The sequence below is a fragment of the Psychrobacter sp. NG254 genome (genome assembly GCF_015277735.1).
Taxonomy (GTDB): domain Bacteria; phylum Pseudomonadota; class Gammaproteobacteria; order Pseudomonadales; family Moraxellaceae; genus Psychrobacter.
Window position 1 is genome coordinate 453233 of sequence record NZ_JADHDA010000004.1, and the last position, 26233, is coordinate 479465.

General features: G+C 43.2%; 19 protein-coding genes. 5 read left to right on the forward strand and 14 right to left on the reverse strand.

Annotated features, from left to right (window positions below):
• Positions 1-40 precede the first annotated feature (40 nt).
• Positions 41-976, forward strand: a complete 936-nt coding sequence (locus IP510_RS13975; protein ID WP_413786476.1) for an ATP-binding cassette domain-containing protein — start codon at positions 41-43, stop codon at positions 974-976.
• 169 nt (positions 977-1145) lie between these two features.
• On the opposite strand, the gene IP510_RS09240 is transcribed toward IP510_RS13975, so the two are convergent.
• Entirely contained in the window at positions 1146-1463 is a 318-nt protein-coding gene (locus tag IP510_RS09240; RefSeq protein ID WP_265087581.1) for a PepSY domain-containing protein, read from the reverse strand.
• On the opposite strand from IP510_RS09240, the gene IP510_RS09245 reads away from it, so the two are divergent.
• Positions 1446-1655, forward strand: coding sequence for a hypothetical protein (locus IP510_RS09245; RefSeq protein WP_194364488.1), 210 nt, complete (start codon positions 1446-1448; stop codon positions 1653-1655). The genes IP510_RS09240 and IP510_RS09245 overlap by 18 nt on opposite strands.
• An 883-nt stretch (positions 1656-2538) precedes the next feature.
• Here the strand turns inward: IP510_RS09245 and IP510_RS09250 are convergent.
• Entirely contained in the window at positions 2539-3720 is a 1182-nt protein-coding gene (locus IP510_RS09250) for an MFS transporter (RefSeq protein ID WP_194364489.1), read from the reverse strand.
• Between the two features lie 265 nt (positions 3721-3985).
• On the opposite strand from IP510_RS09250, the gene IP510_RS09255 reads away from it, so the two are divergent.
• Positions 3986-5365 (forward strand): PLP-dependent aminotransferase family protein, encoded by a 1380-nt coding sequence (locus IP510_RS09255; protein ID WP_194364490.1) that lies wholly within the window; start codon positions 3986-3988, stop codon positions 5363-5365.
• A gap of 346 nt (positions 5366-5711) precedes the next feature.
• Positions 5712-6617 (forward strand): LysR family transcriptional regulator, encoded by a 906-nt coding sequence (locus tag IP510_RS09260; RefSeq protein WP_194364491.1) that lies wholly within the window; start codon positions 5712-5714, stop codon positions 6615-6617.
• Between the two features lie 83 nt (positions 6618-6700).
• Here the strand turns inward: IP510_RS09260 and IP510_RS09265 are convergent, their stop codons facing one another.
• The 6 genes from IP510_RS09265 to IP510_RS09290 all read right to left on the reverse strand — a co-directional run bounded on the left by IP510_RS09265 (position 6701) and on the right by IP510_RS09290 (position 14257).
• On the reverse strand, positions 6701-8017 hold the full coding sequence (locus tag IP510_RS09265; RefSeq protein ID WP_227669615.1) for a DUF3100 domain-containing protein: 1317 nt from the start codon (positions 8015-8017) through the stop codon (positions 6701-6703).
• 49 nt (positions 8018-8066) lie between these two features.
• Positions 8067-9230, reverse strand: coding sequence for a M20 aminoacylase family protein (locus tag IP510_RS09270; protein WP_194364492.1), 1164 nt, complete (start codon positions 9228-9230; stop codon positions 8067-8069).
• Between the two features lie 18 nt (positions 9231-9248).
• A complete protein-coding gene (locus IP510_RS09275) occupies positions 9249-10787 on the reverse strand; it encodes an aldehyde dehydrogenase family protein (RefSeq protein WP_194364493.1) in 1539 nt (512 codons plus the stop codon).
• A 3-nt stretch (positions 10788-10790) separates the two neighbouring features.
• A complete protein-coding gene (locus IP510_RS13915) occupies positions 10791-11717 on the reverse strand; it encodes an NAD(P)-dependent oxidoreductase (protein ID WP_320154193.1) in 927 nt (308 codons plus the stop codon).
• Between the two features lie 1017 nt (positions 11718-12734).
• Entirely contained in the window at positions 12735-13139 is a 405-nt protein-coding gene (locus tag IP510_RS09285) for a hypothetical protein (RefSeq protein ID WP_194364494.1), read from the reverse strand.
• Between the two features lie 191 nt (positions 13140-13330).
• Positions 13331-14257 (reverse strand): DMT family transporter, encoded by a 927-nt coding sequence (locus tag IP510_RS09290; protein WP_194364495.1) that lies wholly within the window; start codon positions 14255-14257, stop codon positions 13331-13333.
• Positions 14258-14340: 83 nt separating this feature from the next.
• On the opposite strand from IP510_RS09290, the gene IP510_RS09295 reads away from it, so the two are divergent.
• On the forward strand, positions 14341-15231 hold the full coding sequence (locus IP510_RS09295) for a LysR family transcriptional regulator (protein WP_194364496.1): 891 nt from the start codon (positions 14341-14343) through the stop codon (positions 15229-15231).
• A 206-nt stretch (positions 15232-15437) separates the two neighbouring features.
• Here the strand turns inward: IP510_RS09295 and IP510_RS09300 are convergent, their stop codons facing one another.
• The 6 genes from IP510_RS09300 to IP510_RS09325 form a co-directional block, all read right to left on the reverse strand.
• The gene (locus IP510_RS09300) at positions 15438-17225 is read right to left on the reverse strand and encodes an aspartate:alanine exchanger family transporter (protein ID WP_194364497.1); all 1788 of its coding nucleotides are present in this window, start codon (positions 17223-17225) and stop codon (positions 15438-15440) included.
• Positions 17226-17234: 9 nt separating this feature from the next.
• A complete protein-coding gene (locus IP510_RS09305) occupies positions 17235-18614 on the reverse strand; it encodes a glutamate decarboxylase (protein ID WP_194364498.1) in 1380 nt (459 codons plus the stop codon).
• Positions 18615-18964: 350 nt separating this feature from the next.
• On the reverse strand, positions 18965-20434 hold the full coding sequence (locus tag IP510_RS09310; protein WP_194364499.1) for an efflux transporter outer membrane subunit: 1470 nt from the start codon (positions 20432-20434) through the stop codon (positions 18965-18967).
• Positions 20435-20582: 148 nt separating this feature from the next.
• Positions 20583-21701, reverse strand: coding sequence for an ABC transporter permease (locus IP510_RS09315; protein ID WP_194364500.1), 1119 nt, complete (start codon positions 21699-21701; stop codon positions 20583-20585).
• The gene (rbbA, locus tag IP510_RS09320; RefSeq protein ID WP_194364501.1) at positions 21702-24473 is read right to left on the reverse strand and encodes a ribosome-associated ATPase/putative transporter RbbA; all 2772 of its coding nucleotides are present in this window, start codon (positions 24471-24473) and stop codon (positions 21702-21704) included.
• Between the two features lie 114 nt (positions 24474-24587).
• Positions 24588-25661, reverse strand: coding sequence for an HlyD family secretion protein (locus IP510_RS09325; RefSeq protein ID WP_194364502.1), 1074 nt, complete (start codon positions 25659-25661; stop codon positions 24588-24590).
• Between the last annotated feature and the right edge of the window lie 572 nt (positions 25662-26233).

Genomic DNA, 26233 nt, shown 5'->3' on the forward strand with positions numbered 1-26233 from the left:
GATGGGAGTTGCTACTACCTTTTCTTTGACGATTTTGTTTATGCAATCGCCGCTCCTACATGCGGTTGGTGCTTATCCAACATTTCAGACCGCTCAAGTTGCGCTAGAAAAGATACAGTCTTTAGAGTTGGCCGAGCATCAGCCAAGCTTTGCGACAGGTACTGTTGCCCAGAACTGGCAATCCATAACTTTGAATAATATCAATTATCGCTATATAGGCAGTAATAGTCATAGTAGTAATGCATCAGACACAGCGGTTAATGATAATGCTCAAAATAGTGATAACAGTGATAACAGTGATAACAGTGATAACAGTGATAACAATCTGAACCCTTCCAATAATATCTTAAAGTCAGTCAATCTAACCTTGCGCCGAGGTGACGTGGTTTTCTTAATCGGTGCGAATGGTAGCGGTAAATCCACCCTTGCCAAAATCATTACTGGTATCTTTACTCCTACTACAGGAACGGTACAAGTCGATGGACAAAGCGTTAATTCAGAGAACAATGCCGATTTTAGACAGCTATTTTCTGCGATTTTTAGCGACCAACATTTATTTAAGCAGTTGATTGGATATCAGGGTAATAAACCTGATGCGGCCCTAGTATCTGACTGGCTGCATAAGCTCAACCTACAAGAAAAAGTGAGTGTGTCTGACCATAAGCTCTCTACAGATAAGTTGTCACAAGGTCAGAGAAAACGCTTGGCCATGCTAATCGCCGTCGCTGAACAAAAGGACATATTACTGCTCGATGAGTGGGCAGCCGATCAAGACCCTGCTTTTCGCCGCGTATTTTACCAGACACTCATCCCTGAGCTAAAAGCCATGGGTAAGACACTATTTATTATTAGTCATGATGACGGTTATTTTGAGCATGCTGATCGATTATTACTGATGAAAGAAGGCCGTCTCATTGAGCTAAATGCTGAAGAGCGACAGCGCGCCAGTAAAGATGCCATTGCTATGCTTAAGTAAGCAATGCTTTAACTACTAGCATGAACCGGGCTATTTCAATCCCATAAAACGTTTGATCAATTTTAAGCTAAGTAGCAGTTAATCTGAGCAATTTTTAAGCAAAAAAAGGAGCGCCTTACTACAAGACGCTCCTTTGCTATATCGAGAACAACGATATCTTACCGTTCGCTTATTTTAACCATTTCTGCAAAAACCCAACTCGAGAAATCACCAAGAAGTCTAATAGCGCGATAGCCACAATCGTGATGATAGCAGTCGGGAATATGATAGCCACAACTAATAATGGAATAGCAAGCAGCCACCAGACGGAAACATTCAAGCCGCGAGCTGGTGGGTTTAATCCCGCGCTATCACTCGCATGACGAGGGCGACGCTGCCACCACATGATATAGCCACTGACACAAATAGCGATTACTGCTAGGCAAAACAGCACATTAGCCAGTACGCTCCACCATCCGAGCGTGCCCATATGGATACCAGCCGCCATGTGATTGAGCGCCTAGCATTGATGCTACAAGCTTCGATACTACTACAGACTGAACATATGGAGATCGCGCAGGCATTTTGTCGTTCTAGGATTGGGAATGAGCATGGGCTAGCTTTTGGTACATTAAGTCCTGATGCTCCTGTGGATTTATTGATCGAACGGGCGGCTGGCGCGACCAAAGCGGTTCTGTAGATATCTTTATATGTATCAAATAGTCCTCTGCTACTGATTGTAATCGTAGCAGAGGCTTTTGCCCTTAATGTCAGTCACTTTATTCTCAGCCATAACCGGCTTGATCTATGCTGTCACTACCCTAGAAAATAACTTGAGAAATAGTAATCGATCAAGCGAGCAATGATAGTAAAACAATATCTTACTTAGCATCCTATAATTTGAATCCTAGTAAATTGCTTAAGCCTCAAATGCCACATAGTGAATACTATCTTTAATCGCATAGTCTCCCGAGTTCAAAAGTAACAGTTGGCCCTCCTATCACATTCCGCCAAATACCAAACGATGGAAAACCCTGCTTATTTATCATTTAAAGACTTACTGTTGATGTTTTCAGTATAATCTGACAATAGAGTGACGGTAAAAATACTACAAAAATATCGCACCTAAATGCGTGTTAAATTTTATTAGATTACAATTTAAATTGTGATTATTCAGTCGCATGATATCTACAAGCTAATAAAATAAATATATGCAAGATATAGTCATAACATACTGTTTAGTTGACTGACTTTGACATGGTAGAGATTACTAGATTTGAATAAAAAAAAGATAGAGTGAACTCAGTAGCTATAAATAGCCAAATCATTAATAAAAACAACCCTTTAGACTTAAACAGAAAATAGGATATCAACATAGGTATGGCTAAAGCTGTAATGAGAGGAAGAATGACTATGATTAACAAAGTGCATGCTTATAAATGCATAATTAAGTCTGAATATACTAAGCTTTTTAAGCTATTGCTAACAACACTAAAACCTCGATTATTCCCATAACGGACGTTATAGCAAATAACTTGGATAAAAGAAGTAAATCATCCTCAGATATAGTCGGGTAATTCACTTTAAGTAACACTACGCATATTATTGTTCGAATGACGCCTAACTTTCAACATAGGCTGGCTGGCAAACAAGACAATCACACCAACTAATGAAAACACACCAAAGGCGTAGAATGCAGTAGCAGCACCATACCGATCCACAATCAAACCAGTAAAGATGACGGGGACACTAAACCCTATATATGCCATCAGAAAATAGCCTGCACTCGCACGTGCCTGCTCATTTCCAGCAGATTTTGCGACTCCTAACATACCGCCCAAATAGACAAAGCCATAGCAACTAGTACTGGCCAAAAATGCCGCCAAAAGAATCACTGGTAGATTGGCATTCAACGTCCCCCAAGCCAATAAAGCATAAGCTGGTAGTAAGATCAGAAGACCAAGCTTGCTTGAAACTTGAGGGTCAAGTTTTCGGGCGATTGGCTGAACGATCAATCCACAACTGATGGCTAACATAGAGGATATCCCTGCATACTTAGCGAGTCCATGCGTGGCCAGTACTGAGGGAATAACTGACAGTACCAAACCTGTCGTCGCCCAACAAATCAAAATACCGCTGCCATACCAGATGACCTCACGGTTAAAATAAGGTAGCCGTAGCATAGAGGTGGGCAAATTAGTGCGTTTAGGTGCTGTCTCTGGTAATTGATATAACAAAAACATAGCGAACAGCCCGCTCGCTAGCAGTAAGAAAAAACTGGCTGGCTGATCGGTTTCATAAAACATCAAAGAAACCGTCGTCAATACAGGGCCAAGGCCAAAACCTATCGTTGTACTGGCTGTCACCCACGCTGTCGCACGCATCGTATCTGATGAGCCAAGCAGCTCAATCATATAGGCAGTCGCCGTAGCAGCCATCAGAGCCGTTCCCACACCCAGTACGAATCGTGCTACTGCTAATGCTCGCGTGTACGGATAAAACAACATAAGAGCCGTCGCTGCTATCGATAGGGCTAGAGAGATTAAAATCACCTTGCGCCGTCCGATGCGATCAGACAATCCACCAAAAGCTAACAATATAGGTATGACACCCAATACATAAAAGGAAAACGCTATCGTAGTTGCTAGTACACCATAGCCATCATTGTGTGCGTAAACGGCATAAAGTGGGCCTTGAATATTGACGCTTGTCGTTATCACGCATAAGGCAAAAGCCAGATATTTATTATATTTTTTCGTGGTCATATATCGCTGCTTTTTGAAGAATAATCGTTGAATTGACTGAGGTAAGTGCGATTCACAATAGAAACACACCTACCTCCACATCGTTTACGTTCAATGATTAAAACAAAAGCGCAGTAGGTTATCTATATACAATCCAGTACAATTAGACAGAACTGTTTGGTCTATAGAACCCATACAGTTCGGATGATCAAATCAATGTAGTTTCTCATCTATAATTTTGAGACGAGACCTCATAGAATCTGACCTACTAAAAACTGTAAAAAATATGAATAAAAAGTTAACACGCATCGAAATTGTCATGGCTGACGTAAAAGAGAAAATAGCGACCGTTATCTACATGCCAGAGTCGCGACTACCCTCCGTCCGTGCCGCTGCCAAAGATTATGGGTTCTCACCATCGACCGTGGTTGAAGCCTACGAGCGCCTGCAAACTGAGGGGGTTATCTACTCTCGGCCTGGTGCAGGATTCTATGTGGCAGAAACAACAGCGCCGCTATCACTGACAGATATAGCACCAAAAATTGATCGAGTGGTAGATCCATTGTGGGTATCACGGCAGTCGCTGGAACCACCCAATGGTGCGCTAAAGCCAGGCTGCGGCTGGTTACCAGCGGATTGGCTGTTTGAGGCAGGTATACGCCGTGGTCTACGAAATGTGGCAAAGGCTGACGCGTCCATTATCAGTGAGTATGCAACGCCGCTAGGACTGTTAGCATTGCGCCAATTACTCACACGGCGTATGGCAGGATTGAGTATCAATGCAGAACCGTCACAGGTCATATTGACGGATTCAGGCACTCAGGCAATAGATTTGATTTTTCGATTTTTGCTGACGCCGGGTGATACGGTCATCGTAGATGATCCTTGCTATTTTAACTTTCGAGCACAGCTGCTTGCCCATCGGGTGAAAGTAGTTGGCGTCCCTTATACGCCAAATGGGCCAGATGTAGATGCCTTTGCAGCGATTTTAGATGAGCATAAGCCGCGCCTGTACATTACCAACGCTGCCATCCATAATCCTACGGGCGCAACGTTATCACCTGCTACGGCATACCGTGTATTACAGTTGGCCCAAGCGGCTGGTTTGTACATCATCGAAGACGATATTTTTGCAGACTTTGAAGTTAAGCCTGCAGCGAGATTGGCGGCTTTAGATGGGTTATCACGAGTATTCTATATCGGCAGTTTTTCTAAAACGTTATCCGCATCCCTACGCTGTGGTTATATTGCAGCGCCTACAGAGTGGGTCGAGAGCTTGGTAGATTTAAAGATAGCGACTGGCTTTGGTGGCAGTCAGTTAGCAGCGGCGGTTGTGTTCTCAGCGTTGACTGATAGCGGCTACCGTAAACATATGAATGATATCCATACTCGGCTGGCAAGCGCGCGTACTCATACGCTACCACGATTGGCTAAATTAGGCATCGTACCGTGGCTGCTCCCACAAGCAGGCATGTTCCTATGGTGCCGATTACCTGAGAATAATAATGCGACCGAATTGGCCAATCGCTGTTTATCACAGGGTGTGGTATTAGCGCCGGGCAATGTTTTTAGTCAATCGGACAATGCTGAGAACTTTATGCGGTTCAATGTGGCGCAGATGAGTCATTCAAAAGTTTTCGAGGTATTGGCTCAATCGTTAGACTGACTAGTCGAAGATTTATAGTGCTAGTACCGTCTTATTATATAGTGACCTTTCGACTATAATTCTAAGCATAAACATCAGCCAAACACAATCAAATCTAATCACTTCCGAAAATGAATAACAATACTCTGAGCTATGCTGAAGAAACCGTACAAGTAAACTTGGGAGCTTATCGTTTTAAAAAAGTCTAGGTCACTGTTTATTTTTATTAAGGTATACTTTTTGATACATCATGGGCACTTTTATAGGTTTCTCTAAGTAGTATGCCGATAATGGCCCTCATTGCTACATCCATGGGTCAAAGTGCTGCACTTATTCAATGAAACCAAGAACAGGGCAAGAGAAAGCAATGACAGAGATCAATGGAAAGCGGTTATCTTATCTTTATGAGGCTGTAACTATGGGGACGATCCGGGCTGCAGCAGATAAGCTAGATATTGCTCCCTCAGCCATCAGCCGACAAATATCTCTGTTAGAAGAAGAATTAGCATGCATTCTTATTGAACGGCACCGCAGAGGAGTAACACCAACAGAAGCTGGTAGTATTCTCTTACAGTTTTATCGGGAATCACTCTCCGCTGAGGAGACTTGTGTTTCCAAATTACAGGCGTTGTTAGGATTACAGCGGGGTCATATAAAGCTAGCAATGGGTGATGGTTTTGTTGGGGATTTGATGCTGGGTCCATTATCTGAGTTTTCCCGTTTATATCCGGCGCTAACACTTTCAATCAGTACTGGTGGATCAAACGAGGTGATTCGTCAGGTTGAGGAAGATGAAGTGCATATCGGCCTAGTATTCCATCCTAGCAGTCATCCGCGCATCCGCTCACAGGTTATCAGTTGTCAGCCAATGTATATTATTGTTTCGCCCGACCACCCGTTGGCCAATCGAAGTAAACCTATGCAGTTAAAGGAGCTTTTGGAATATCCAGTGGGGCTGGCTGAAAGTCGTTTTGGCGTGCGTCAGTTACTAGCGATGGCCGAATTTCAACAAAAAATTCGATTTGACCCTATCCTAACCACTGACTCATTCACGGTGCTAAAGAATTTTGCTCGCTCAAATATGGGTTTTACCTTTCTACCGTATTTTGTAGTGTCCAAAGAAGTGAAAGACGGACATTTGATAGCTATCCCTATAGACAATACGCTACTGTCAAGCGGTGAAGCTCATATCGTCACTCGATTGGGTCGTCATCTATCCCAAGGCCCTAATGAATTACTACAGCATATGAAGTCATGGATGAAAGCTTTGTAAGCGGACTGCATACCAGCAACGTTGAGTTGCTGGATGCTGTTTTGAAATAGCTATTAACGTAGAACTGAACGGCTTCGCACCTTTTAAAGCATGGCCTGGGCTATTATGGCAGAACCTAAGAAAGTGCCGGTAAAAGTAAGCAGCGCAACCACTGCGATTTTAAATCCAGATTTTTTAAACAAAGTTACTTCCATCTGAGAGATGGCAAACCCTGCGTAGGCAAGTACTGGCGTAATAAGCTGTAATACACCAAGCTTTTCTGTTTCTACTAAGACATACTCACTCATTGGAAACTGTGGTAGAGATATCAAAATAGCCACTATGGATATCCAAGCAATAGCGGGGACATTGACAGGAATGACTTCTTTCAATAAGACACCAACGATACAACAAGCGAACAGAATTAACATGGCAGGTAAAGCAGAGATAGGATCAACGCCTTGCCCTACCCAATTACTGAGTAATAGAACGATACAGATAACCGCCAATAGGGATAAAGACTGCTTTACTGATAAAATAGATTGCTCTGGCACTTTTAAACCAAAACCTTTTTGTGTGGCAGTACTAATATCATTATTCTTCTTAAATTTGTTAATAACTTTATATAAAAACTCTGTGAATGGTAGGGCCACAAACAAACTGACGAACAGCCCTGTGGCGTAAGTTAATAAATTAGAAGTCGCCGCAAAGGCAGTAATAGTTTCCGCTTGAGCAGGTACCGTTTCTGCGAGCGCTGCTGAACAGGCACCCATCATACTACCACTACCAATACCACAAGCCATAGCGAGCGCTCGAACATCCATGATATCCATAGAAGCAATAATACCTGCCATTAATGAAAAGTAAATTGCGCCAAACAAGGTACCCATTACATAGACACCCATGACACCGATACCTTCGGCGCTCTGAAGTCCATACTTATCAGCAATGAGCGCAATATTAGGTTCACGAGCAATTGAGTGAGTGGCACCAATAGCCTCCCTCCCCATTCCAAATACCAATACCGCAACGGGTAAGGCGATAAGAGCAGTCATTACATTCCCCAACTCTTGTAGCAAAAGGGCGGGACCTGCGGCTATGATTTCTTCGACCTTAGGACCGACACCAACACCAAATTTTGCAATGAATGGCATGATGCTCAAGAGAACGGCGTAGCTTGCAAATTTTGCTCGGTCTCTAGAAATTACCGCTTTCATTGAAGGTATAACGTTGGGATTCAATAGTAGTGTAAATATGAATGCGTATAGCAAAGGCAGTAAGACTAGTGTACCAATACCAATAGGTATCTTAATGATCCCTATCCATTCTGCAAATAGCGATGTAATAATTACTAGTAAATGCAGCTTCCAATCAAATAAGTGCTTCGTCATTGTACTTGATAGTATAGTGGTATTATTCATAGCAGTTCCTTTTGCATTTTATGATGCCTACGTTTTTTGATGATTTGGTTTATGCAGAAATTTTTGGTAGCTGAGACTCAACTAAAGAGACCCATACTTTGATTCCTGTCTCAATAGCATCGTCATTAAAATCATAAGCCGCATTGTGTAATGGTTTGGAGGGGCTATTACCATCAACACCTAACCAAAAATAAGCGCCCTTGACGACTTGACTCATAAATGAAAAATCCTCAGAAGCCATTGAGGGTTCCACATCAGTATTTACCTTATCAGCACCTAGCACTTTAGTAGCCGCCTCTTTAATTTCAAGATAGGCTTGGCTGTCATTAGTGGTTACTGGATAGCGAATGTGGTAATCCATCTCTCCTGTGACACCATATAAAGGCGGTAGTGTTGTAACCATTTCTGTCAGCATGTCTTGCATGGACTGGCGTACGTCCATATCAAAGCTACGAACGGTTCCTTTTAGAATGGCGTAATCAGGAATGACATTGGTCGTATCACCACTATTCATCTGAGTGACGCTGATAACACCTGACTTGAGTGGAGATATTCGACGAGAGACAATAGATTGAATATTAGTAATCAATGCCGCACCTGCTGCTATAGGATCAGCTCCCAAATGTGGCATAGCTGCGTGAGTTCCTTTACCAGTTAAAGTAATCTCAAAGGTATCAAAAGACGCCATCATAGGCCCGTTGTTGACCGCAATCTCTCCCACAGGTAGACCTGGCCAGTTATGTAACCCATAAACAGCATCCATAGGGAACTTATTAAACAATCCATCGTCAATCATAGCCTTTGCACCGCCTAAGACCTCTTCAGCAGGTTGAAAGATAAAATAAATGGTGCCATTAAAGTCTTTATGTTGGCTCAGATGCTTTGCCGTACCAAGCAGAACTGAAGTATGACCATCATGGCCACAGGCATGCATACAGTTTTCATGAGTGGATTTATGCTCAATATCGTTTTGCTCTTTTATTGGTAGCGCATCGATATCGGCTCGTATGCCAATAGTAGGACCTGAGCCGTTCTTTAGAACACCGACAACGCCCGTGCCGCCCAATCCTTGATGCACTTCCATCCCAAAGCTCTGTAATTTATCAACAATAAATGATGAGGTCTTGAACTCTTTAAAGCCAAGCTCTGGTTGACTATGGATTTGCTGACGCCACTGCTTTACTTCACCTAGTAGGGTTTCGTTAATTAACATGTGTTTTCTCCTTACGTACTATTGAATTGAGTAACCAAATTGGATAGCGGAGTCTTTTGCTGTTTCGACCCAGACACTTTTGGTCTGTGTGTATTCGAGTAAACCTTCGTAGCCACTCGAACGACCATAGCCACTCTCACCAAAACCACCAAATGGCGACATGACGTTGATTGATTTATAGCTATTTACCCAGAATGTCCCAGCATTTACTTGAGCGGCCATCCGATGCGCGCGGCCGACATCAGCCGTCCAAACAGCACCCGCTAAACCAAAACGACTGTCGTTTGCTATCGCTACCGCTTCTTCTTCTTCATCGAATGAAATAACAGAAACCACAGGTCCAAAAATTTCTTCCTGCGCGACTCGCATATCATTTTTCACATTGGCCAAAACGGTTGGCTGATAAAAGTAACCGTTTTCACCGCCACAAATAGCACCTGCCTTTCCGCCTGCGGCAACAACCGCACCTTCAGCAATACCGTCCGATACTAACGAGTGTATGTGGTTAAACTGTTTTTGATTATTGATCGGTCCCACCATCGTGCCTTCATGCCATGGCAAACCCACGGGCAACTTACTCGCGGCCGAGGCAACCCGATCCACGACTTCTTTATAGATATCACGATGGACTAATAATCGAGCACCCGATACACAGCTCTGTCCAGCAGCAGAAAATACCGCAGCTTGCGCGCCCACTACCGCGCGATCCAGATCAGCATCTGGAAAAATTATATTGGCTGACTTACCACCCAGCTCCAATACGCAAGGGATGACACGTTGCGCAGATGCCGAAGCAATGAGCGCGCCAGTCTTCGGTGAGCCAACAAAAACCACTTTTTTAGTTGCTGGATGAGCAATGGCAGCAGATCCTGTGGTGTGTCCCAGCCCATTAATGACATTGACCAAACCACGCGGGATACCTGCTTGCTCAAGAATTTTAACGAGTGCTGTTGAGCTTAGTGGGGTTAATTCAGATGGCTTTAGTAAGACGGCATTGCCGGCGCAGATGGCTGGCGCGATTTGCCAGCCTCCAGTAAATACAGGTGCATTCCAAGGGGTGATTTGAGTGACGACACCATAAGGCTCATGGCGAGTGTAGTTCAAGTGGCTTGTGGGTACGGGGATAACTTGCCCCATAATTTTGTCACACCAGCCAGCATAGTATTCAAACATCTCTGCAACTTTTGCCACCTCAACCCGGCAATCACGAATAGGCTTGCCTGCAGAGAGACACTCTAAGCGTGCCAAAGGTTCTGCGGCTTCGCGTATTTTCATGCCGCACTTCCACATTAACTGACCTCGTGCACTGGCAGTCATTGTCCACCATACTTTTTGAGCTTTCATAGCGGTATCAGCGGCATCAGCAACAATACTTTTTCCCGCATCACGATAGGTTAAGAATATCTGACCCGTTGCTGGGTTAGTCAGATCGATGTTGCCTCCATTACCTGTAACTAATTCTCCATCAATCCAGCTGCCAAATTCAGAAGTACCTAATAGTTCATTAATTAATATGTCAACTTGCTGCTCGCCATTTCCTTCTACGATAAAACTCATAACCTACTCTCCCAAGCCAGCATTTTTTACAATGCAGTTAAAATCATCCTGATCAGGTATGTTTGCTTCACTCTGCGACCAAATCTCAGCTACCTGCTGCGCCAAAGGCAACTCTAATCCCATCTCACCAATCATATTTTTTGCCAGACGTACGTCTTTACGCATCAGCTGCATCGTAAAACCGGAATCAAAACTTTGATTGAGAATCCAACGAGGGAAATTAACTTCACTAATTGCACTACGACCTGAGCCGGCATTCAAACCAGCAATAAGGTCTGCAGGATCGAGGCCTGCCTTGGTGCCCAAAGCTACTGCTTCGGCAGTAGTCACGAGATGTGCGGCACATAGTAGATTATTAATGAGCTTAGCGGCATGTCCATTGCCAGACTTGCCCATGTAGACCACTTTTGAGCTTAGCGCATCCAGATACAACTGAGCACGTTCAAGGGAGCTGCGTTCGCCGCCAACAAGCATCACCATAGTACCGGCTTCAGCACCCGCCGGACCGCCACTAACAGGACAGTCCAATAACTGATGGCCTAACTGACCCAGCTCTATCGCGAGTACCCGCGTCACCTCTGGTTCTGAGGTAGAAGTATCAATGATTAGAGTATTAGGCTGAGCACAGTCAATAATGCCACCTTTACCTTTAACAACTGCTTGTACATGCTTTGCCATTGGCAGAGATAGAATGATGACGTTAGATTCAGCACAAAGCGCTTTAATATCTGCAACAACATTCACGCCCATTTCTTTGGCAGCTTGGCGCTGGGCCTCTCCTATGTCCGTGCCAAATACTTTAAAACCTTTGCGAAGCAAAGACTGAGCCATACCATTACCCATACGGCCTAAACCGACAATACCTATATTTCCTTTAGTCATGTCTATTCCTTTAGTCTTATGTTTTCTGTCAGTCTTATTATGACTAATAAACCATTAAGAAGAATCACAACAAACAACCTTTTGTGTTCTAAAAAAGGCAACACTAGCGTAAGAAACTAGATAGGTTTCTCTTCACTTCATTCTGTTATTTATAGAAATTGGTGGGATTTTGCTAAAATAGCTATAGCGAGTTTATAGCAGACATAGCCGATTGATGACTTCGTTTTGGGAATGTTGTCATTTCGGTCTTGGTGGGCGGAGTTTTACATGGATGAATACTGTGACCGAGTACAAACAGTTGCCAGCTTAGTTACCCTAGTTAGCCAGTTAACTGGTAACGACAAACCTTGAGTAGTGTGATGGCACGGTGGAATGACGAGAAATCTTAAGGATAGGACACAGCCGTTGGTTGCGATGGTATTTGTAGAAATATTTTCGGATCGTCCATACGGTGAGTATTTTATCCAGCGTATTCCTCTCACAACGTTTATTGGGGTAAACGATAATTGTGACAATTTGGGAAAATAATCGAAGTCGACAAAAACTAACGTTCGAGGCTCACGACTCATTGGTCTATTTTCATAAAGATAATTGGCGTTACAACTCGTTTGTTAAAGCTACTTGGGATTCAAGTACCCATCGATATATATTCACTTAAATAGTAAAGGTTACTCTAAAAACACAAAAAAGCCTTTTAAGCTTAATATTTCATAGCTTGAAAGGCTTTATCGATCACATACTTTTATCTAGTTAAGAAACTTAATATTGCCGTTTGATTAAATTTATAGAGAACTTTGAACACTCGGAGGAATCTTTAAAATCGTCATCTGAAATTGCTAAACGAACAAATTCTAGCCTAGGTAAGACTTTATTCTTAGCTATTTAAGATAAAGAACGGATTCAAAACCCGTTGCCTTTGTAAGCGTGTCTGTTCGAGTTCGACAACTGCTACCCTCTTAAAGCTATAAACTAAAATACCTCTAACGATTAAGTTTAGCGGTATTTTTTGTCTGATTTTAGGTTTCTATTGTCTTAGCTAATTTCAAATCTATCAAATAAAATTAACTACTTACTAATCTGCATACGCTGATTGATTTGTGGACTCACCTGTATCTGTTGTTTCATAAGTTGATTGGTAGGTTTAACTGATATTGTGTTGACTACCTTGGGTTGAGCAACTGCCATTCCTTTAGATAAACAAGCATATTGTTCATCAATCGGAACTGAGCTACAGTATTCGCTATTTTCAGCAAAGCTCTTTTTTATCTGTTCCTCAGAAAACTTAACTCCAGCTTTATCAACACCTTCTCCTTCTTGAGGAGCTGCGATTCGGTCATTCATTGCAGCACCCCAAAAACAGCTAAAAAAGTTTCCACCAGCTCTCATGCAGCCATTGTAAGAAGCAAACGCAGACATTGGCAAAATTGCTAGGGCAATGAGCATATACATTCTATAAAGATTCTTTTTCATAACTTGTCCACCTATAGTGATTATAGTTAATGACATGTATTTACATTAATAAATATATAGCCATATTAATTAGTATCACTGCCTTAGATGCGTGTCAAGAAATTTGGTCAATTATTATTAATTTTATCTACAAAAATTTTTAACTTATTTATTATAATCTAATAAGCTATCCTCACCATCGCTCACTTCTCTTAACGCCGATTTGTCAAAACCACTCCAGTGATCACCAGCGCGCCACCAAGTAACATCGAAGAGGATATATGCTCATTGAGTAGCAAAGCGCCGAGCAACACACCAAATAACGGAACAAAGTTAGTAAAAACTGACGTTTGTGCTGCGCCAATTGTTTTGATCCCTTGGTAATACCAAATAAAAGGAATAACGGTGCCAAATATCGCCAAATAGCTAATAGCTGCACCAATCTTCCAGTTTAACTCTGGTAGCACCTGCATGTTTGGATTGAACAACCATACCATTAACAGCAGTAGCAATCCCCAAATAGCAGCATAAGTCGTTGATACTAAGGGTGATAAACCAAGCAGTGCTCTGCGCCCCACAACGGTATAAATAGCCCAACTAATTACCGCGCAGAGCATTGACAATTCACCATGGCCAAAAGCCTGACCACTGTCTTGGATCACAGTCAGTAGATGACCATTACTGATCACGGTCAATGCGCCCAATACCGCCACAGTTATCCCAAGCAACATCTGCAATGAAATTTTTTCTCGGTATAAGAGGGAAACTAGTACCGCAGTCGCGATAGGATTAAACGCGACAAATAGAGCCGTTCGGGAGGCTGGCATTTCAGAGAGCGCAGTAAAAAAGAACAGATTGTAGGTAAATATCCCAGTAAGACCGAGAGCGAAGGTGATCGCGACCTGCCTGAGCGATAGCGTTGGTAGCCTACCTTCTAGTTTTATAGTGAGTAAAATGAGTATAAATACCGCCAGACCAAAACGGCCTATCGCTGACATTAACGGTGAAAGCGATTCCGTCAGTAAACGCCCTGCGATAAAAGTCCCTCCCCACAGTAAGGCGACTAGGACAAGTTTGAAATATATTGGCCAGATAGAGGGTAAAGCCAAGTCGTTAGAGGTACTGGTAGTTGGTTGCATGATGTCGCTCAATATAAGAGTTAACCTGATATGTGCTATAGTATTTCACTAATGTTAAGTCATAGTAAAATGAGCAAAAGGTCATGACGTTTAGCCAACTTGAAGTATTTGTGGTCGTTGCAGAGCTGTGCGGATTTACCTTGGCAGCCCAACAGTTAGGTATTAGTCAGTCAGCTGTTTCGCACGCACTGAAAAAACTTGAGGAGGACTTAGGAGTCAGTCTTATCGAGCGCAACAAGTCACAGGCAGAATTGACTGTCGCTGGCACTCGATTACTACCCCGCGCTCGAGAAATACTGGGGTTGTCTGAGACCATACGCCAAGAAGCTGCTGATATTAAGGGGTTGCAGCTGGGTAGTCTGCGTATTGGTTCTTTCGGTCCCACTTCCTCTTTGCGCTTACTTCCTGAGATCTTAAAGGGTTACCGTAAGCAATTTCCCAATATTGAGGTGCGTATTGATGAAGGAAATGATCAGCAGGTCGTGCAATGGTTACAAGAGCGGCGTGTTGATGTTGGCTTTGTGGTGCTTCCTGATGAGCATTTTGATACCTTTGCATTGATTGAAGATCAAATGGTTGCTCTTATTCCCAAAACACATTCATTGGCGAATAAAGACGAAATTGCACTTCAAGATTTATGTCATGTCCCTTTTATTCTGACCGAAGCTGGTTCAGCGCAACTCATCTCCAAGCTATTTGCATCCGAGGATCTGATCCCTGATATTCGCTACAGAACGACCCAATTGATGACGACAATTGCCTTGGTTGCAAAAGGAGAAGGCGTTGCCCTTGTTGCTGAATTAGCACTCCCTCAAGCTTTGCCAACCGATGGCTATGTGGTTCGACAAGTAGCGCCGCAATACAGACGAACGATTGGTTTAGCACTGCACAGTACCCGGCAAGCTTCTCCTGCGGCACAGGCATTTATAAAAATGGCCGTACAATTATCAAAAAAGGGAAACTTGGCACGTTAAGACGAGAATACAGCGGCTATGTGAAAATCGGAGTTTTAGTTGATTTTAATTTAGGGCGTGTTGAACATTGGGAATAAAACGATGGCAAAAAATAGCAAACGGTTAGTCTTTAAGTTCTCACACAAAAAAGACATCGTTTGCTAGCCTCGTACAATGCTCAAAGATCAACATTGGACACATCATCTACTAACTTCAGTCCTAAAAACTCAAGATAAAATCATCGAAATATAACCGCCAATCAAAGCTAAGACGGTCGTAAGCGCATAACTGACAGGGTAAGGTATAGCGGCAACTGAACTTTTTGACTCTTCCATAATTGCATTTAGTCCAGGCGTACTATTTCTAGCGCCAGTTGCGGCACCATCAGCAATAATTGAGTTAAGTTTAAAGAATTTCACCCCTATCCAGAAGGCAACGAGCGGTGGTATTAACGCACCTGCTATTCCGATTACTGCTAGCCATAATAGAGTATCACCATGTAAGGCTGTAATAACTTTAGGCCCAACATTGGCGGCTAAAACTGCCACAAAAACGTTTAAACCAAAATCTTGCAAGAAGCTTCTGGCGCCTTCATGTATCGGACCACCAAACTCAGGGTTGCGACTGCGAAAATAACTAACGGCAATCCCAGCAAGAATACACCCTGCTGAAGTTCCTAGTGCAAATGGAATACCTGCAATTCGGACCGTTATAATACCGACTAAATATCCGATAACCATCGCAACGGCAAGATAAATTATTTCAGACTTCATGGTTGGTAATATTACTCGTCCTCCCAAGCGTTGCCCTGCCATATTTAAAGCCACATCTGGACCTGCCAATCTAATCACATCGCCGAAAGAAATCTGTGTTTTAGGACCTAGGGGGATTTCATTACCTGCTCTAAATAAAGCTTGAACCGTGACGCCTCCTATTCCTGACTCGCTGAGGTCATCAATATTTTGACCTGAGATATCATGAGAGCCGATGTGAATATCCGCAACTTCTATAGGAACATTGCGAGCCAATTGATCATCAGCTTCAGGTCCGATAAGCTCATTGTCTACAAAAATCAAATCATGAATATTGGCTCTAACCGTAACGATATCGTTCAGTTGAACGATAGGATCATCTGATAACTCTACAATCGCACCATTTCTAACCAAACGTAAAATAGGCGCTTGCGGATACTCTTTGACTAACGCTGAGATACTTTTGCCAACAATGTTTTTGTGAGTCACATAAAAGGCGCGTAAATCATACGGTGAAAAACCCAGTGTTAATGCCTGAGGTGCTCCAGGTAAAGGATCTGTCGCACCGCCATTATAATTAGCTTCAGCGGCTTTAGCCTCTTCAGCAGAGTTGTAACCAAAAATCTTAGGTAAATAGCGAATGAGTAAAATAATACCAACAGTGGATAAGACATAGCTAACGGCATAGGCTGCAGCCATATTGGCACCAATTTCTTCCGCTGTTATTCCTGACGGTGGTATATAGGCACCACTCGATAAAGCGCCTTGCCCCACTCCTAGTATGGCCGTTATGGTATAGCTGCCAGAGATAAGTCCTGTTGCGTATCCAGGTGCTAAGCCTGCAAACTTTGCCCCAAAAAAGCAGATAATCCAGTTTAGTGACCAGACAATGACGCCGATACTAATGAATGCCAAACCACCTTTTTTTAATCCAGCAAAAAACTGAGGTCCAACTTTAAGCCCTAAAGCATACATAAAAAGAAGGAGCATAAAGGTTGAAAGAACCCCTGGTATGGCATAAGTAATATCATAAGCAGATTGTGCAATCATCGAAAGCATAACCCCTACCAGCAAAGTACCTGCTGTTGACCCTAAAGAGATATTCTTGATGCTACGATTACCAATATAAGTACCTAAAGCTAATGATAACAAGATAAATACTATGGGCTGATTATCCAGCAGTTGAAAAAATCCATGTAAGCCTGAAGCAGTAACAGGCTCTATCTTATCGAATATCTGACCGACTACCGTAGGATTACTCATAATGCTCTTCTATGTGTGATGAAAGGTACGAGTAGAGCTAGAATGTGAAACTGGATGCGCTTTATAGTATTCAACAGCGGCTTTAATATCACGTAATAACAACGCGGCCATATCTCGACTGATACCATGACGAATTAAGATGCGTTGAATAACCGTATCCTGGCGATCATTTGGTAGCGGATAAGAGGCTATTTGCCAACCATGTTGACGAACCTTGTCAGATAAATCATAGAGATTGAAACCCCAATCTCCTTCTTTTAGGGTGTAACTAAGGGCGGGTAGTCCACCTCGTCCATCATAAAAAATCTCAAATGGCCCTAACTTTGAGATTTCATCTGCCAACCATTGAGCGGTATCCACACAAGCTTGTTGAACACCTTTATACCCCTCAAATCCTAATCGTAAAAAATTATAGTATTGCGCTACAATTTGACCACCTGGTCGAGAAAAGTTAAGCGCAAAGGTTGCCATGTTTCCACCTAAATAATCTACATAGAATATCAAATCTTCTGGCAAGTCTTCTTCTGAGCGCCAAACTATCCAACCGACACCTAGTGGTGCTAGACCATATTTATGACCACTGGCATTGATAGATTTCACTCTATCAATACGAAAATCCCACTCAAGTTCAGGTTGAATGAAGGGCGCTATAAATCCACCCGAAGCGGCATCTACATGGATAGGTATGTCCCATCCTTTTTCGCTTTGAATAGCATCTAGCTCTTTCGCCATCGCAGCGACGTCTTCATACACACAAGTGTAAGTCACCCCTAAGGTAGGAATGACACCAATGGTATTCTCATCAACATAGTCTTTTATTTTTTTGGGATTTGTACCAACCTCATCACCTTCAAGTGGAATTTGGCGAAGTTCAACATCAAAATACCGCGCAAATTTATGCCAACAAATCTGTACCGGCCCAACGACCAAATTAGGCTTTGAAGTATCTAATCCTGCTGATTCACGTTTTTGACGCCAGCGCCATTTCATGGCTAATCCACCAAGCATACAAGCTTCTGATGAGCCAGTAGTTGAGCAACCAAGAGTCGTATGAGCTTGTGGACTATTCCATAGATCCGCTAAGATATGGACACAACGCGCTTCCATTTCAGCAGTCTGTGGATATTCATCCTTATCAATCATGTTTTTATCGACACATAAGTCCATGATGTCATGAACCTCATCTTCCATCCATGTTGTACAAAATGTAGCCAGATTCTGCTTGGCATTGCCATCGAGAAGCAGCTCATCTTTTATAAACTGAGCAACAACTTCTGGCTGAGTACTATTTTGAGGCAATTGAAATTTATTGAGTAGCGTATTACTCATTGGGTCTTCGTAAACGTCTTCGCTAATAGGATCTATCCGATTTCGGTTGTGTAAAGGCATAATCTAACGTTCCTTTATATGATTGAAAACTCATTGTATGTGTCGACCTATAAATATTAGATACCTTTGCAAGTTTAGAATATGTTGCCTTATTGTTAAGTTAAATTTATATGATAGTTATGTTATTGTTAAACAAAGTAATATTTATCTTAAATAAATATTTAAATTAACTAACTAAATTATGGGCTATATTTGTAGGCATTAACTTGGAAAATCATAGTTACGCAACCAGACGATAATAACTAAACTGCATTTTTAGTGATATCGCTGATGGCTTCGAATCTTGTTTTGTAGTCTTGGTAATAGTTCTACATTTTTTTCAACATAAATCACTCATAAGCTATCTGAATTTACGATGCCTCCGCAGTGATATCCTCTCCCCATCCTCCTCCTAATGATTTATAAAGGTTCAGCAGCATTTGTGCTCGAGCTAGCTGCGACTGAACCAAGTTTTCTTGTATTTGTTCTGAGTCCAGCTGCGCGGTCAGTGCCTCATCTAACGTTTGATAACCATAACGAAATAGTTTTTCGGCATCGGTGGCACGTTTTACAGACTGCCGATAAGCCTTATTCAATAAGATTTGTTGCTGCTGCAGCGCCTGATGTGCTTGGTAGGTATTATCGACCTCACCAAGCGCACGCAGTAGACTTCGATCATATTGCAGTAGCGCAGTTTGCAATCGAGCATCGGCGCTTTCAATATTGGCTTCAATCCGGCCATTGGTAAAAATCGGCACATTTATACCCACACTAAGTATACTGCCCCAGCCCTTCAAATCCGGTACATCACTGTCAACATCAATACGCCCGCCTTGACCTAAAAAACGAATGGAGAAACGTGGCAGCAGATCAGCTTTGGCACTTGCCAGTTTGGCAGAATAGGCATTGACTTGTGCGCCATAGGCACGCAGATCTGGACGACGTTCTAGCAACCCTTGTGGCGTTTGGCCACTGGGCGCACTCGGTTGATGATTGAGAATGTCTACAGTCGCGGAAGGCAACTCAAAACCTTGCGGTACTTGCCCGATAAGTACAGCTATGCTACGTACGTGTGTGGCATATTTTGCATTGATTGTGCTTTTTTTCGCACGCATGGCATTGAGCTTACTTTGGACATTGTTGACTTCATACATGGTGACTTGACCTGCTTGAAAACGCCCTTTTATATATCGCTCAAAGCGCGTCAATATCTCTACATTGCGAGCGGTAATGACTTCACGCTGCTGGGCAGCACGGGCTTGAAAATAGTGATCAGCAATTTGATCTGCCAGTAGCATTTGCGCGCCATATACTTTTTCTTGTACACCCAACGCCGCATAACGTGCGGCATCAGCATCACTTTGTTTTCTGCCAAATATATCTGGCTCCCACGCAGCAGAGAATCCCGCATTAGCATGACTGCTGTCTATATCTTGGTGCGTCTCCAGCAGCGCTGTACTAGCACCCAATAGACGACTGAGGTTGTCATTTGCAGACAGATGAGCCGAACCATTTATAAGGCCCGCTGAAGCATTGACGCCAGCTTGTGGCCCAAGATCAGCAGTGGCAAGACGACTGATTGCCACTGCTTCTGCAAAACGACTTTCAGCGATGCGGATATCGGGGCTGTCTTGTAAGCCTTGCTCTATCAGGCGACTTAATAGCGGATCTTGCCATTGTCGCCACCAGTGGCTAATTTCTGGACTGCCCTTCGCCGCTTTGTTTTCGTCAAATGTTGTCGGAATAGAAATGTCACTTTGGCGTACAACCTGTGTGCTTTGGCAGGCGCTTAAGATCAAGACCAATGCTCCCAAACTCACAATTTTGGATAATGGAAACATGCGCTTCTTCTCCTTATATTCTCTATCATTATTTTTAATTCAGTGCCATGGTCGAATATCAAATACGCCCTAGGACGTCTCATAGAAGCTATCCTAGGATATCGTTATATGTATGACTGGCTTTTATTGAGCCAAGCTGTTTTGCGCATTATCCCAGCTGTTCAAGCATCGCTTTGAATCGTGCTAAAGCAAAAATAAGAAACACGACACCAATACCTGTCATGACTAATAGCTCAGGCCAAACAATGTCCAAGCCAGCATTACGGAATAAAACATTTTGAGTAAAGCTGACAAACTGAGTCGTGGGCCAATACTCGCTTATCATTTGTGCCGCTTCGGGCATATTGCTGCGCGGCGCTATAGAGCCAGATAAGAGTAACGATACGACTAAGACAGGCAACATCAATAAGGCAAACTGCGGCATACTCGGTGCCATGGTTGATAGCATAATGCCGAGAGAAGATATGGAGAACAGATACACGACCACACCACTACCGAATAAAAGCAGCGACCCATTAATGGGAATGCCGAGCAGATATTGGATCACAAAAACCATCGATAACATGGAGGCACATAAAATCACCAAGCTATTGGCAAGTATTTTTGAAATCACGATTTCTGTTGTATTGACTGGCATCACCAAGAGATGCTCGATGGTGCCACGTTCGCGTTCACGGATAACAGCGGCACCAGACAACCCTATTGCCAAGAGCGCAATCATATTGCAGACTTCCATAACTGGTGTGTACCAGTAGCTGTCTCCATTTGGGTTAAATATCATGTTCAGTACTGGCTTGACTAACAAGGGTATATCTTCTTGCTTTAAAAAATCACTCACTTCCTGATTAAATATTTGGAGAATATAGGCTTGCCCAATACCTGCTTGAGTCATGGTGGTGGCATCAATTAACAGCTGAACTTGCGGTTTTCGTCCAGCCAGCACATCCCGTTCAAACCCAGGTGGAAATTCCAATACAAAAATAAGCTTGCTCTTGTCCATCAATTCATCGACATCTTCGCGTTTCACATCGACAGGAGGCAGAAAGTAAGGTTGTTGTAGAGCATCTCGAATTTGTCTGGTCAGGGCTGTGCGGTCTAAATCTATAATACCTACAGGCGCATTACGTACATCCGTATTGATGCCTTCTGCCACAGTATAAATAGTGACAGAGAACACGAAGCCAATCATGAGAAACAGTATCTTGTCTCCAAACAGACTGCGCAATTCTTTGATGGTCAACGTCCAGATATTTTTAAAAGTCTGCACTTATACCTCCTGCTTTTTCAGGAAAATAGAGGCAAATGTGATAAATGCCAAGGCAAAAGCGGTCAAAACCATGTACTCCGTCAAAAAACTGGACCAACTCAGTCCTTTAGTAAACCCGCCAATACTGATACGCTGATACCAAGATGCGGGGAACCCGACCCCAATGGCATAAGCGATGCCGTCCATACTAGAGAGCGGGTACAACAACCCAGAGTAGTTAATAGTGGGTATCAGAGTGACGATGGCGGTGACAAACAAGGCGGCAACCTGTGTGCGAACCAAACTAGACACTAAAAGCCCCAGTCCTGTAGACACATAGACCAACAGCAATGCGCCAAAAGACATCGCCAAAAAAGAGCCTTTTATGGGCACTTTGAACCAAAATATGGCCATGAGCACAAGTATGAGATAATTGATCAGTCCCAGAACGACATAAGGTAGCTGTTTTCCAAGTAGGTATTGAGGCACACTGGCTGGTGATGTGTAGAGGTTTGATATCGAGCCAACTTCACGCTCACGTACCACACCCAGCGTGGTCATCATTGCCGGAATCAACATGAGTATCATCATTAGCACACTGGGAATGACCGCGTTCACACTTTTGAAATCTTGGTTATACATAAAGCGTGGAACCACTTCAGCGGCAGGATCTAAGTCGATAGGCAAGCCAGTATCTTGAAGAAGGTCTTTGATATATATCCTCATAATCCCTCCTACATAGCCCTCAATATTGGCCGCATTGAATGGCACTGTCCCATCAATATAAAAGCTCGCTTCTGGTTGTCTATTGGCCAATAAATCACGTCCATAATCCACTGGAATATCAATAACCAATTGCGTCTCAGAGCTTCTAAGCGCGTATTCAGCAGCCTTTATAGAGTCTACGGGTGACGTAGATGTAAAATATTCTGAGCCCGAAAAGTACTCCGTCAACTGTCGACTTTGTGCAGAGTGATCTTGATCCAGTATCGTATAAGGTAAATCGTGCACATCAAAAGAGATACTCCAACCGGTCATGACCATCAAAATAATAGGTCCAACGATAGCAAAAAATAGCCTGATTTTATCGCGTAATAGCTCTTTAAATTCGCGCGTAGCAAATGTCCAAACAGTGGTAAACCAATACTTAAGCGTGTCGGTTTTGTCGGTTTGACTATCAGGTTCAGACGCTATGATCGCTGATTCTGCTGGTGTATTTTCAGTCGTGTCGTTTTGGCTGGTAGGTTCAGTGTCATTTTTTTCATCTTCGAGCAGATACTCTACAAAGGCTTCTTCGAGGTCCTCTGCTTGTTTATTATGTGTCAGCTCTGTCGGTGTACCAACGACCAGCACGCGACCACGATGCATAAAAGAGATGCGATCGCATCGACTGGCCTCATTCATAAAATGAGTAGAAATAAATATAGTGATTTTATCTTCTCGTGAAAGCGTCAATAGCTGTCGCCAAAACATATCACGAGCACCAGGATCGACACCTGAGGTTGGCTCATCCAAAATCAATACTTCGGGATGATGCAGACAAGCCGCTGCCAGCTGTAATCTTTGGCGGATACCTAGTGACAATGAGGCTGGCGCTGTATCCGCCACAGCACTGAGGTCAAATTTATCTAACGCATCCTTTACAGCTTGCTGTCCACGCTCCCCTTCTATTTGATAAAGGGTTGCATGCAGCTCTAAGTTTTGACGTACGCTCAATTCTTCATAAAGCGAGAAAGACTGCGACATATAACCGACACGCATTTTTGTCGCTATATCATTTGCATCGATAGATTGACCCAGCAGTTTGGCTGAGCCCTCTGTTTTATCAATCAATCCAGTCAGCATCTTCATCGTGGTCGATTTACCACAACCATTAGAGCCTAAAAAACCAAAAATCTCACCTTTCTCAATACAAAAGCTGACATTATCAACCGCTGTAAAGTCTCCAAAACGTTTGGTTAGGTTTTTTGCCTCAATAGCGGGCGGTGCATCAGGATCAGGGACAAATGGCGTGATAACCAACGCGCCTGCATTCGTTTGTTTCTCTAGTGGCAATAACTTGATGTAGGCTTCTTCAAGTGATGTGACATTCAGCTCTGTCATGACGGTTTGCGTCCGCTGGTTGGCTAAGAGCTTGCCATCATCCATCGCTAGCAGGTATTCAAAATTTTTGGCTTCATCAATATAGGCTGTCGACACGATGACCGTCATCTCTTGACGTTCAGCTTGTAGCGAGGCCACTAATGACCAGAATTGACGGCGTGATAAAGGGTCTACCCCTGTGGTTGGCTCATCCAGAATCAGTAAGTCAGGATTGTGCACCAACGCACAGCATAAGCTCAGTTTTTGCTTCATTCCGCCCGAAAGCTTGCCAGCCGCACGATCGGGAAATGGTGCTAGTCCAGTTGCCTCAAGTAAACGGGCTATTCGTACATGGCGCTCATGCGCATTCAATCCAAACAGTCGCGCATGAAATTCTACATTTTCATATACCGACAGAGTTGGATAAAGATTATGCCCTAAGCCTTGTGGCATAAAGGCGATATGTTTTGACAGCGCCTCACGTGCAGATTTTTCTGCCATATCCTTACCGAATACTTGCACGGAGCCATTTTGAATGACCTTGACCCCTGCAATAAGAGACAACAACGTTGATTTCCCAACACCATCAGGACCAATTAGCCCAACGGTGCTCCCTTGTAAAATATTTAGGGAAATATTATCAAGAGCAACCGTTTTGCCATATGTATGCGAAACAGCGTTAATTTCAACGGCGGTATGTTGGCTATCCATACGTTATCTCTCAGTTTGTATCGTTAATTTATTCATAAAGATAACTCTTCGGTTGTAAAACCCTCTGAATAATTTATGACGTCATTTTCTGCTGTCATACTCGAACGTGAGAAACTAGGATTGGCCTTTTTTAGGAAGGTTTATAGCAAGGTTGCTCGGCCATGCTACGTCGGTATTGCTACGCACATATCCATTACCTGTCATGCCGCCCTTGAGTAGGCCTTTGTATTCTTTGGCTATTGCCACAGGTAACTTGATACGCACTTTAAACATGAGCTTTTCGCGCTCGTTCTGTGTTTCCACTGACTTGGGCGTAAACTGTGCTTGTGACGCAATAAATGATACTTTTGCTGGCCACACACTATCCAGACCATCCAGCACGACTCTCGCGTCATTACCAACTTGTAAGCCACTCATCTGCCCATTAGGTAAAAAAAGAGTCATAGACACATCTTCTGTATCTAGCAGGCTGACCATTTTGCTGCCTGCTGCAATCACACTACCAACCTCGGCAATTCGGTATTCCACACGGCCCGCTTTAGGACTGCGTATCAACATATCGTCATTCATCGATGCGGCAGATTTTTCTTGAGCTTTGGCCTGATTGACGCCAGCATTTGCTTCCGCTACTTGAGCATCGATTTGTTGAACGGCTGCCTGCGCTTCTGCGTACGCTGCTCTAGCCGCTTGCACGACCGCAACCGCGCCATTGTATGCCGCTTGGCGTTTGGTCACTTCTGAGTCTGAAACCAAATCTTCACGGCGCATCTTGCGGGCATTATCCAACTCCATTTTGGCTACTTTCTGTTGTTCAATCTGCGCATCAATTTGGGCGTTGGCACGCGCCATTGCCTGCTCTCCTTGCTTACGACCCGCCCGTGCCTGCGACACCATTTCATGTGCACGCTGCTCGGTTGCCTGTGCCGCCACTAACTGACTTTCGCTTTGTGAAGAAGACAGCTTAACAAGCAGCTGATCGACTTCGACATCCTCTCCTTCCGCCACCAGCATTTGCTCGACTCTACCTGGATAAAGGCTAGCAATATCAAACCGCTCAAGCTCCAATCTACCATTTGAGCTGACTATTCCTAGCGGTAGGGCTTGTGCAAGCTGCTGCTGTTGCCAGTAATACCAACCGGCAGCAGCGGCCACGACAAGCAATAGAACCAAAACCCATGCTTTCTTCATAACGGTTCCTATATATTATTTATATGCGGAAATAAAACAAAAAATAACCAACCCATACGTCTTTTAACCGTATTAGGGCATGTCCTCAATTTAAAAATTTTAATGATTTTTAGTATAGGGCGTGTTGAGTGTAGGAAATCAGACTAAGCACACCTCGTGTCGATCACGATGACTAGCAATATTGGCGCTGTATGGGCACAAGACACTCTCTACGCCAAGGCGGGATGGTAAGTGATCTATATAAGATGTTCAGTACTCATGTTCGGCAATACAGTTAATTCATTGGATATTGAGCCGATTAGGACACGACTTAGTAAGAAATACCAATAAATCCATAATTTTATTGTGGTTATGGTACTCGATACCACCTCAATAAACTATCAGAAACTGCATTTATTTTGAGCATCCTATGATTCATCCAATACAACCCTGCAAGTTTTTTGACTGACTCAGAATACTAGTTGTACAAAAACTGCTGCCATAGCAAACATTTTCATCATGAGTTATCACAATTATTTAACTGGTATAGATACATAAATATTTTTAATGATGGACATTGAGCTAACAAAACC

Excerpts from the sequence above, each read along its gene's own strand:
- IP510_RS13975 (WP_413786476.1), top strand. The coding sequence starts at position 41 with ATGCAATCGCCGCTCCTACATGCGGTTGGTGCTTATCCAACATTTCAG.
- IP510_RS09245 (WP_194364488.1), top strand. The coding sequence starts at position 1,446 with ATGGATACCAGCCGCCATGTGATTGAGCGCCTAGCATTGATGCTACAA.
- IP510_RS09240 (WP_265087581.1), bottom strand. The coding sequence starts at position 1,463 with ATGGCGGCTGGTATCCATATGGGCACGCTCGGATGGTGGAGCGTACTG.
- IP510_RS09250 (WP_194364489.1), bottom strand. The coding sequence starts at position 3,720 with ATGACCACGAAAAAATATAATAAATATCTGGCTTTTGCCTTATGCGTG.
- IP510_RS09255 (WP_194364490.1), top strand. The coding sequence starts at position 3,986 with ATGAATAAAAAGTTAACACGCATCGAAATTGTCATGGCTGACGTAAAA.
- IP510_RS09260 (WP_194364491.1), top strand. The coding sequence starts at position 5,712 with ATGACAGAGATCAATGGAAAGCGGTTATCTTATCTTTATGAGGCTGTA.
- IP510_RS09265 (WP_227669615.1), bottom strand. The coding sequence starts at position 8,017 with ATGAATAATACCACTATACTATCAAGTACAATGACGAAGCACTTATTT.
- IP510_RS09270 (WP_194364492.1), bottom strand. The coding sequence starts at position 9,230 with ATGTTAATTAACGAAACCCTACTAGGTGAAGTAAAGCAGTGGCGTCAG.
- IP510_RS09275 (WP_194364493.1), bottom strand. The coding sequence starts at position 10,787 with ATGAGTTTTATCGTAGAAGGAAATGGCGAGCAGCAAGTTGACATATTA.
- IP510_RS09285 (WP_194364494.1), bottom strand. The coding sequence starts at position 13,139 with ATGAAAAAGAATCTTTATAGAATGTATATGCTCATTGCCCTAGCAATT.
- IP510_RS09290 (WP_194364495.1), bottom strand. The coding sequence starts at position 14,257 with ATGCAACCAACTACCAGTACCTCTAACGACTTGGCTTTACCCTCTATC.
- IP510_RS09295 (WP_194364496.1), top strand. The coding sequence starts at position 14,341 with ATGACGTTTAGCCAACTTGAAGTATTTGTGGTCGTTGCAGAGCTGTGC.
- IP510_RS09300 (WP_194364497.1), bottom strand. The coding sequence starts at position 17,225 with ATGAGTAATCCTACGGTAGTCGGTCAGATATTCGATAAGATAGAGCCT.
- IP510_RS09305 (WP_194364498.1), bottom strand. The coding sequence starts at position 18,614 with ATGCCTTTACACAACCGAAATCGGATAGATCCTATTAGCGAAGACGTT.
- IP510_RS09310 (WP_194364499.1), bottom strand. The coding sequence starts at position 20,434 with ATGTTTCCATTATCCAAAATTGTGAGTTTGGGAGCATTGGTCTTGATC.
- rbbA (WP_194364501.1), bottom strand. The coding sequence starts at position 24,473 with ATGGATAGCCAACATACCGCCGTTGAAATTAACGCTGTTTCGCATACA.
- IP510_RS09325 (WP_194364502.1), bottom strand. The coding sequence starts at position 25,661 with ATGAAGAAAGCATGGGTTTTGGTTCTATTGCTTGTCGTGGCCGCTGCT.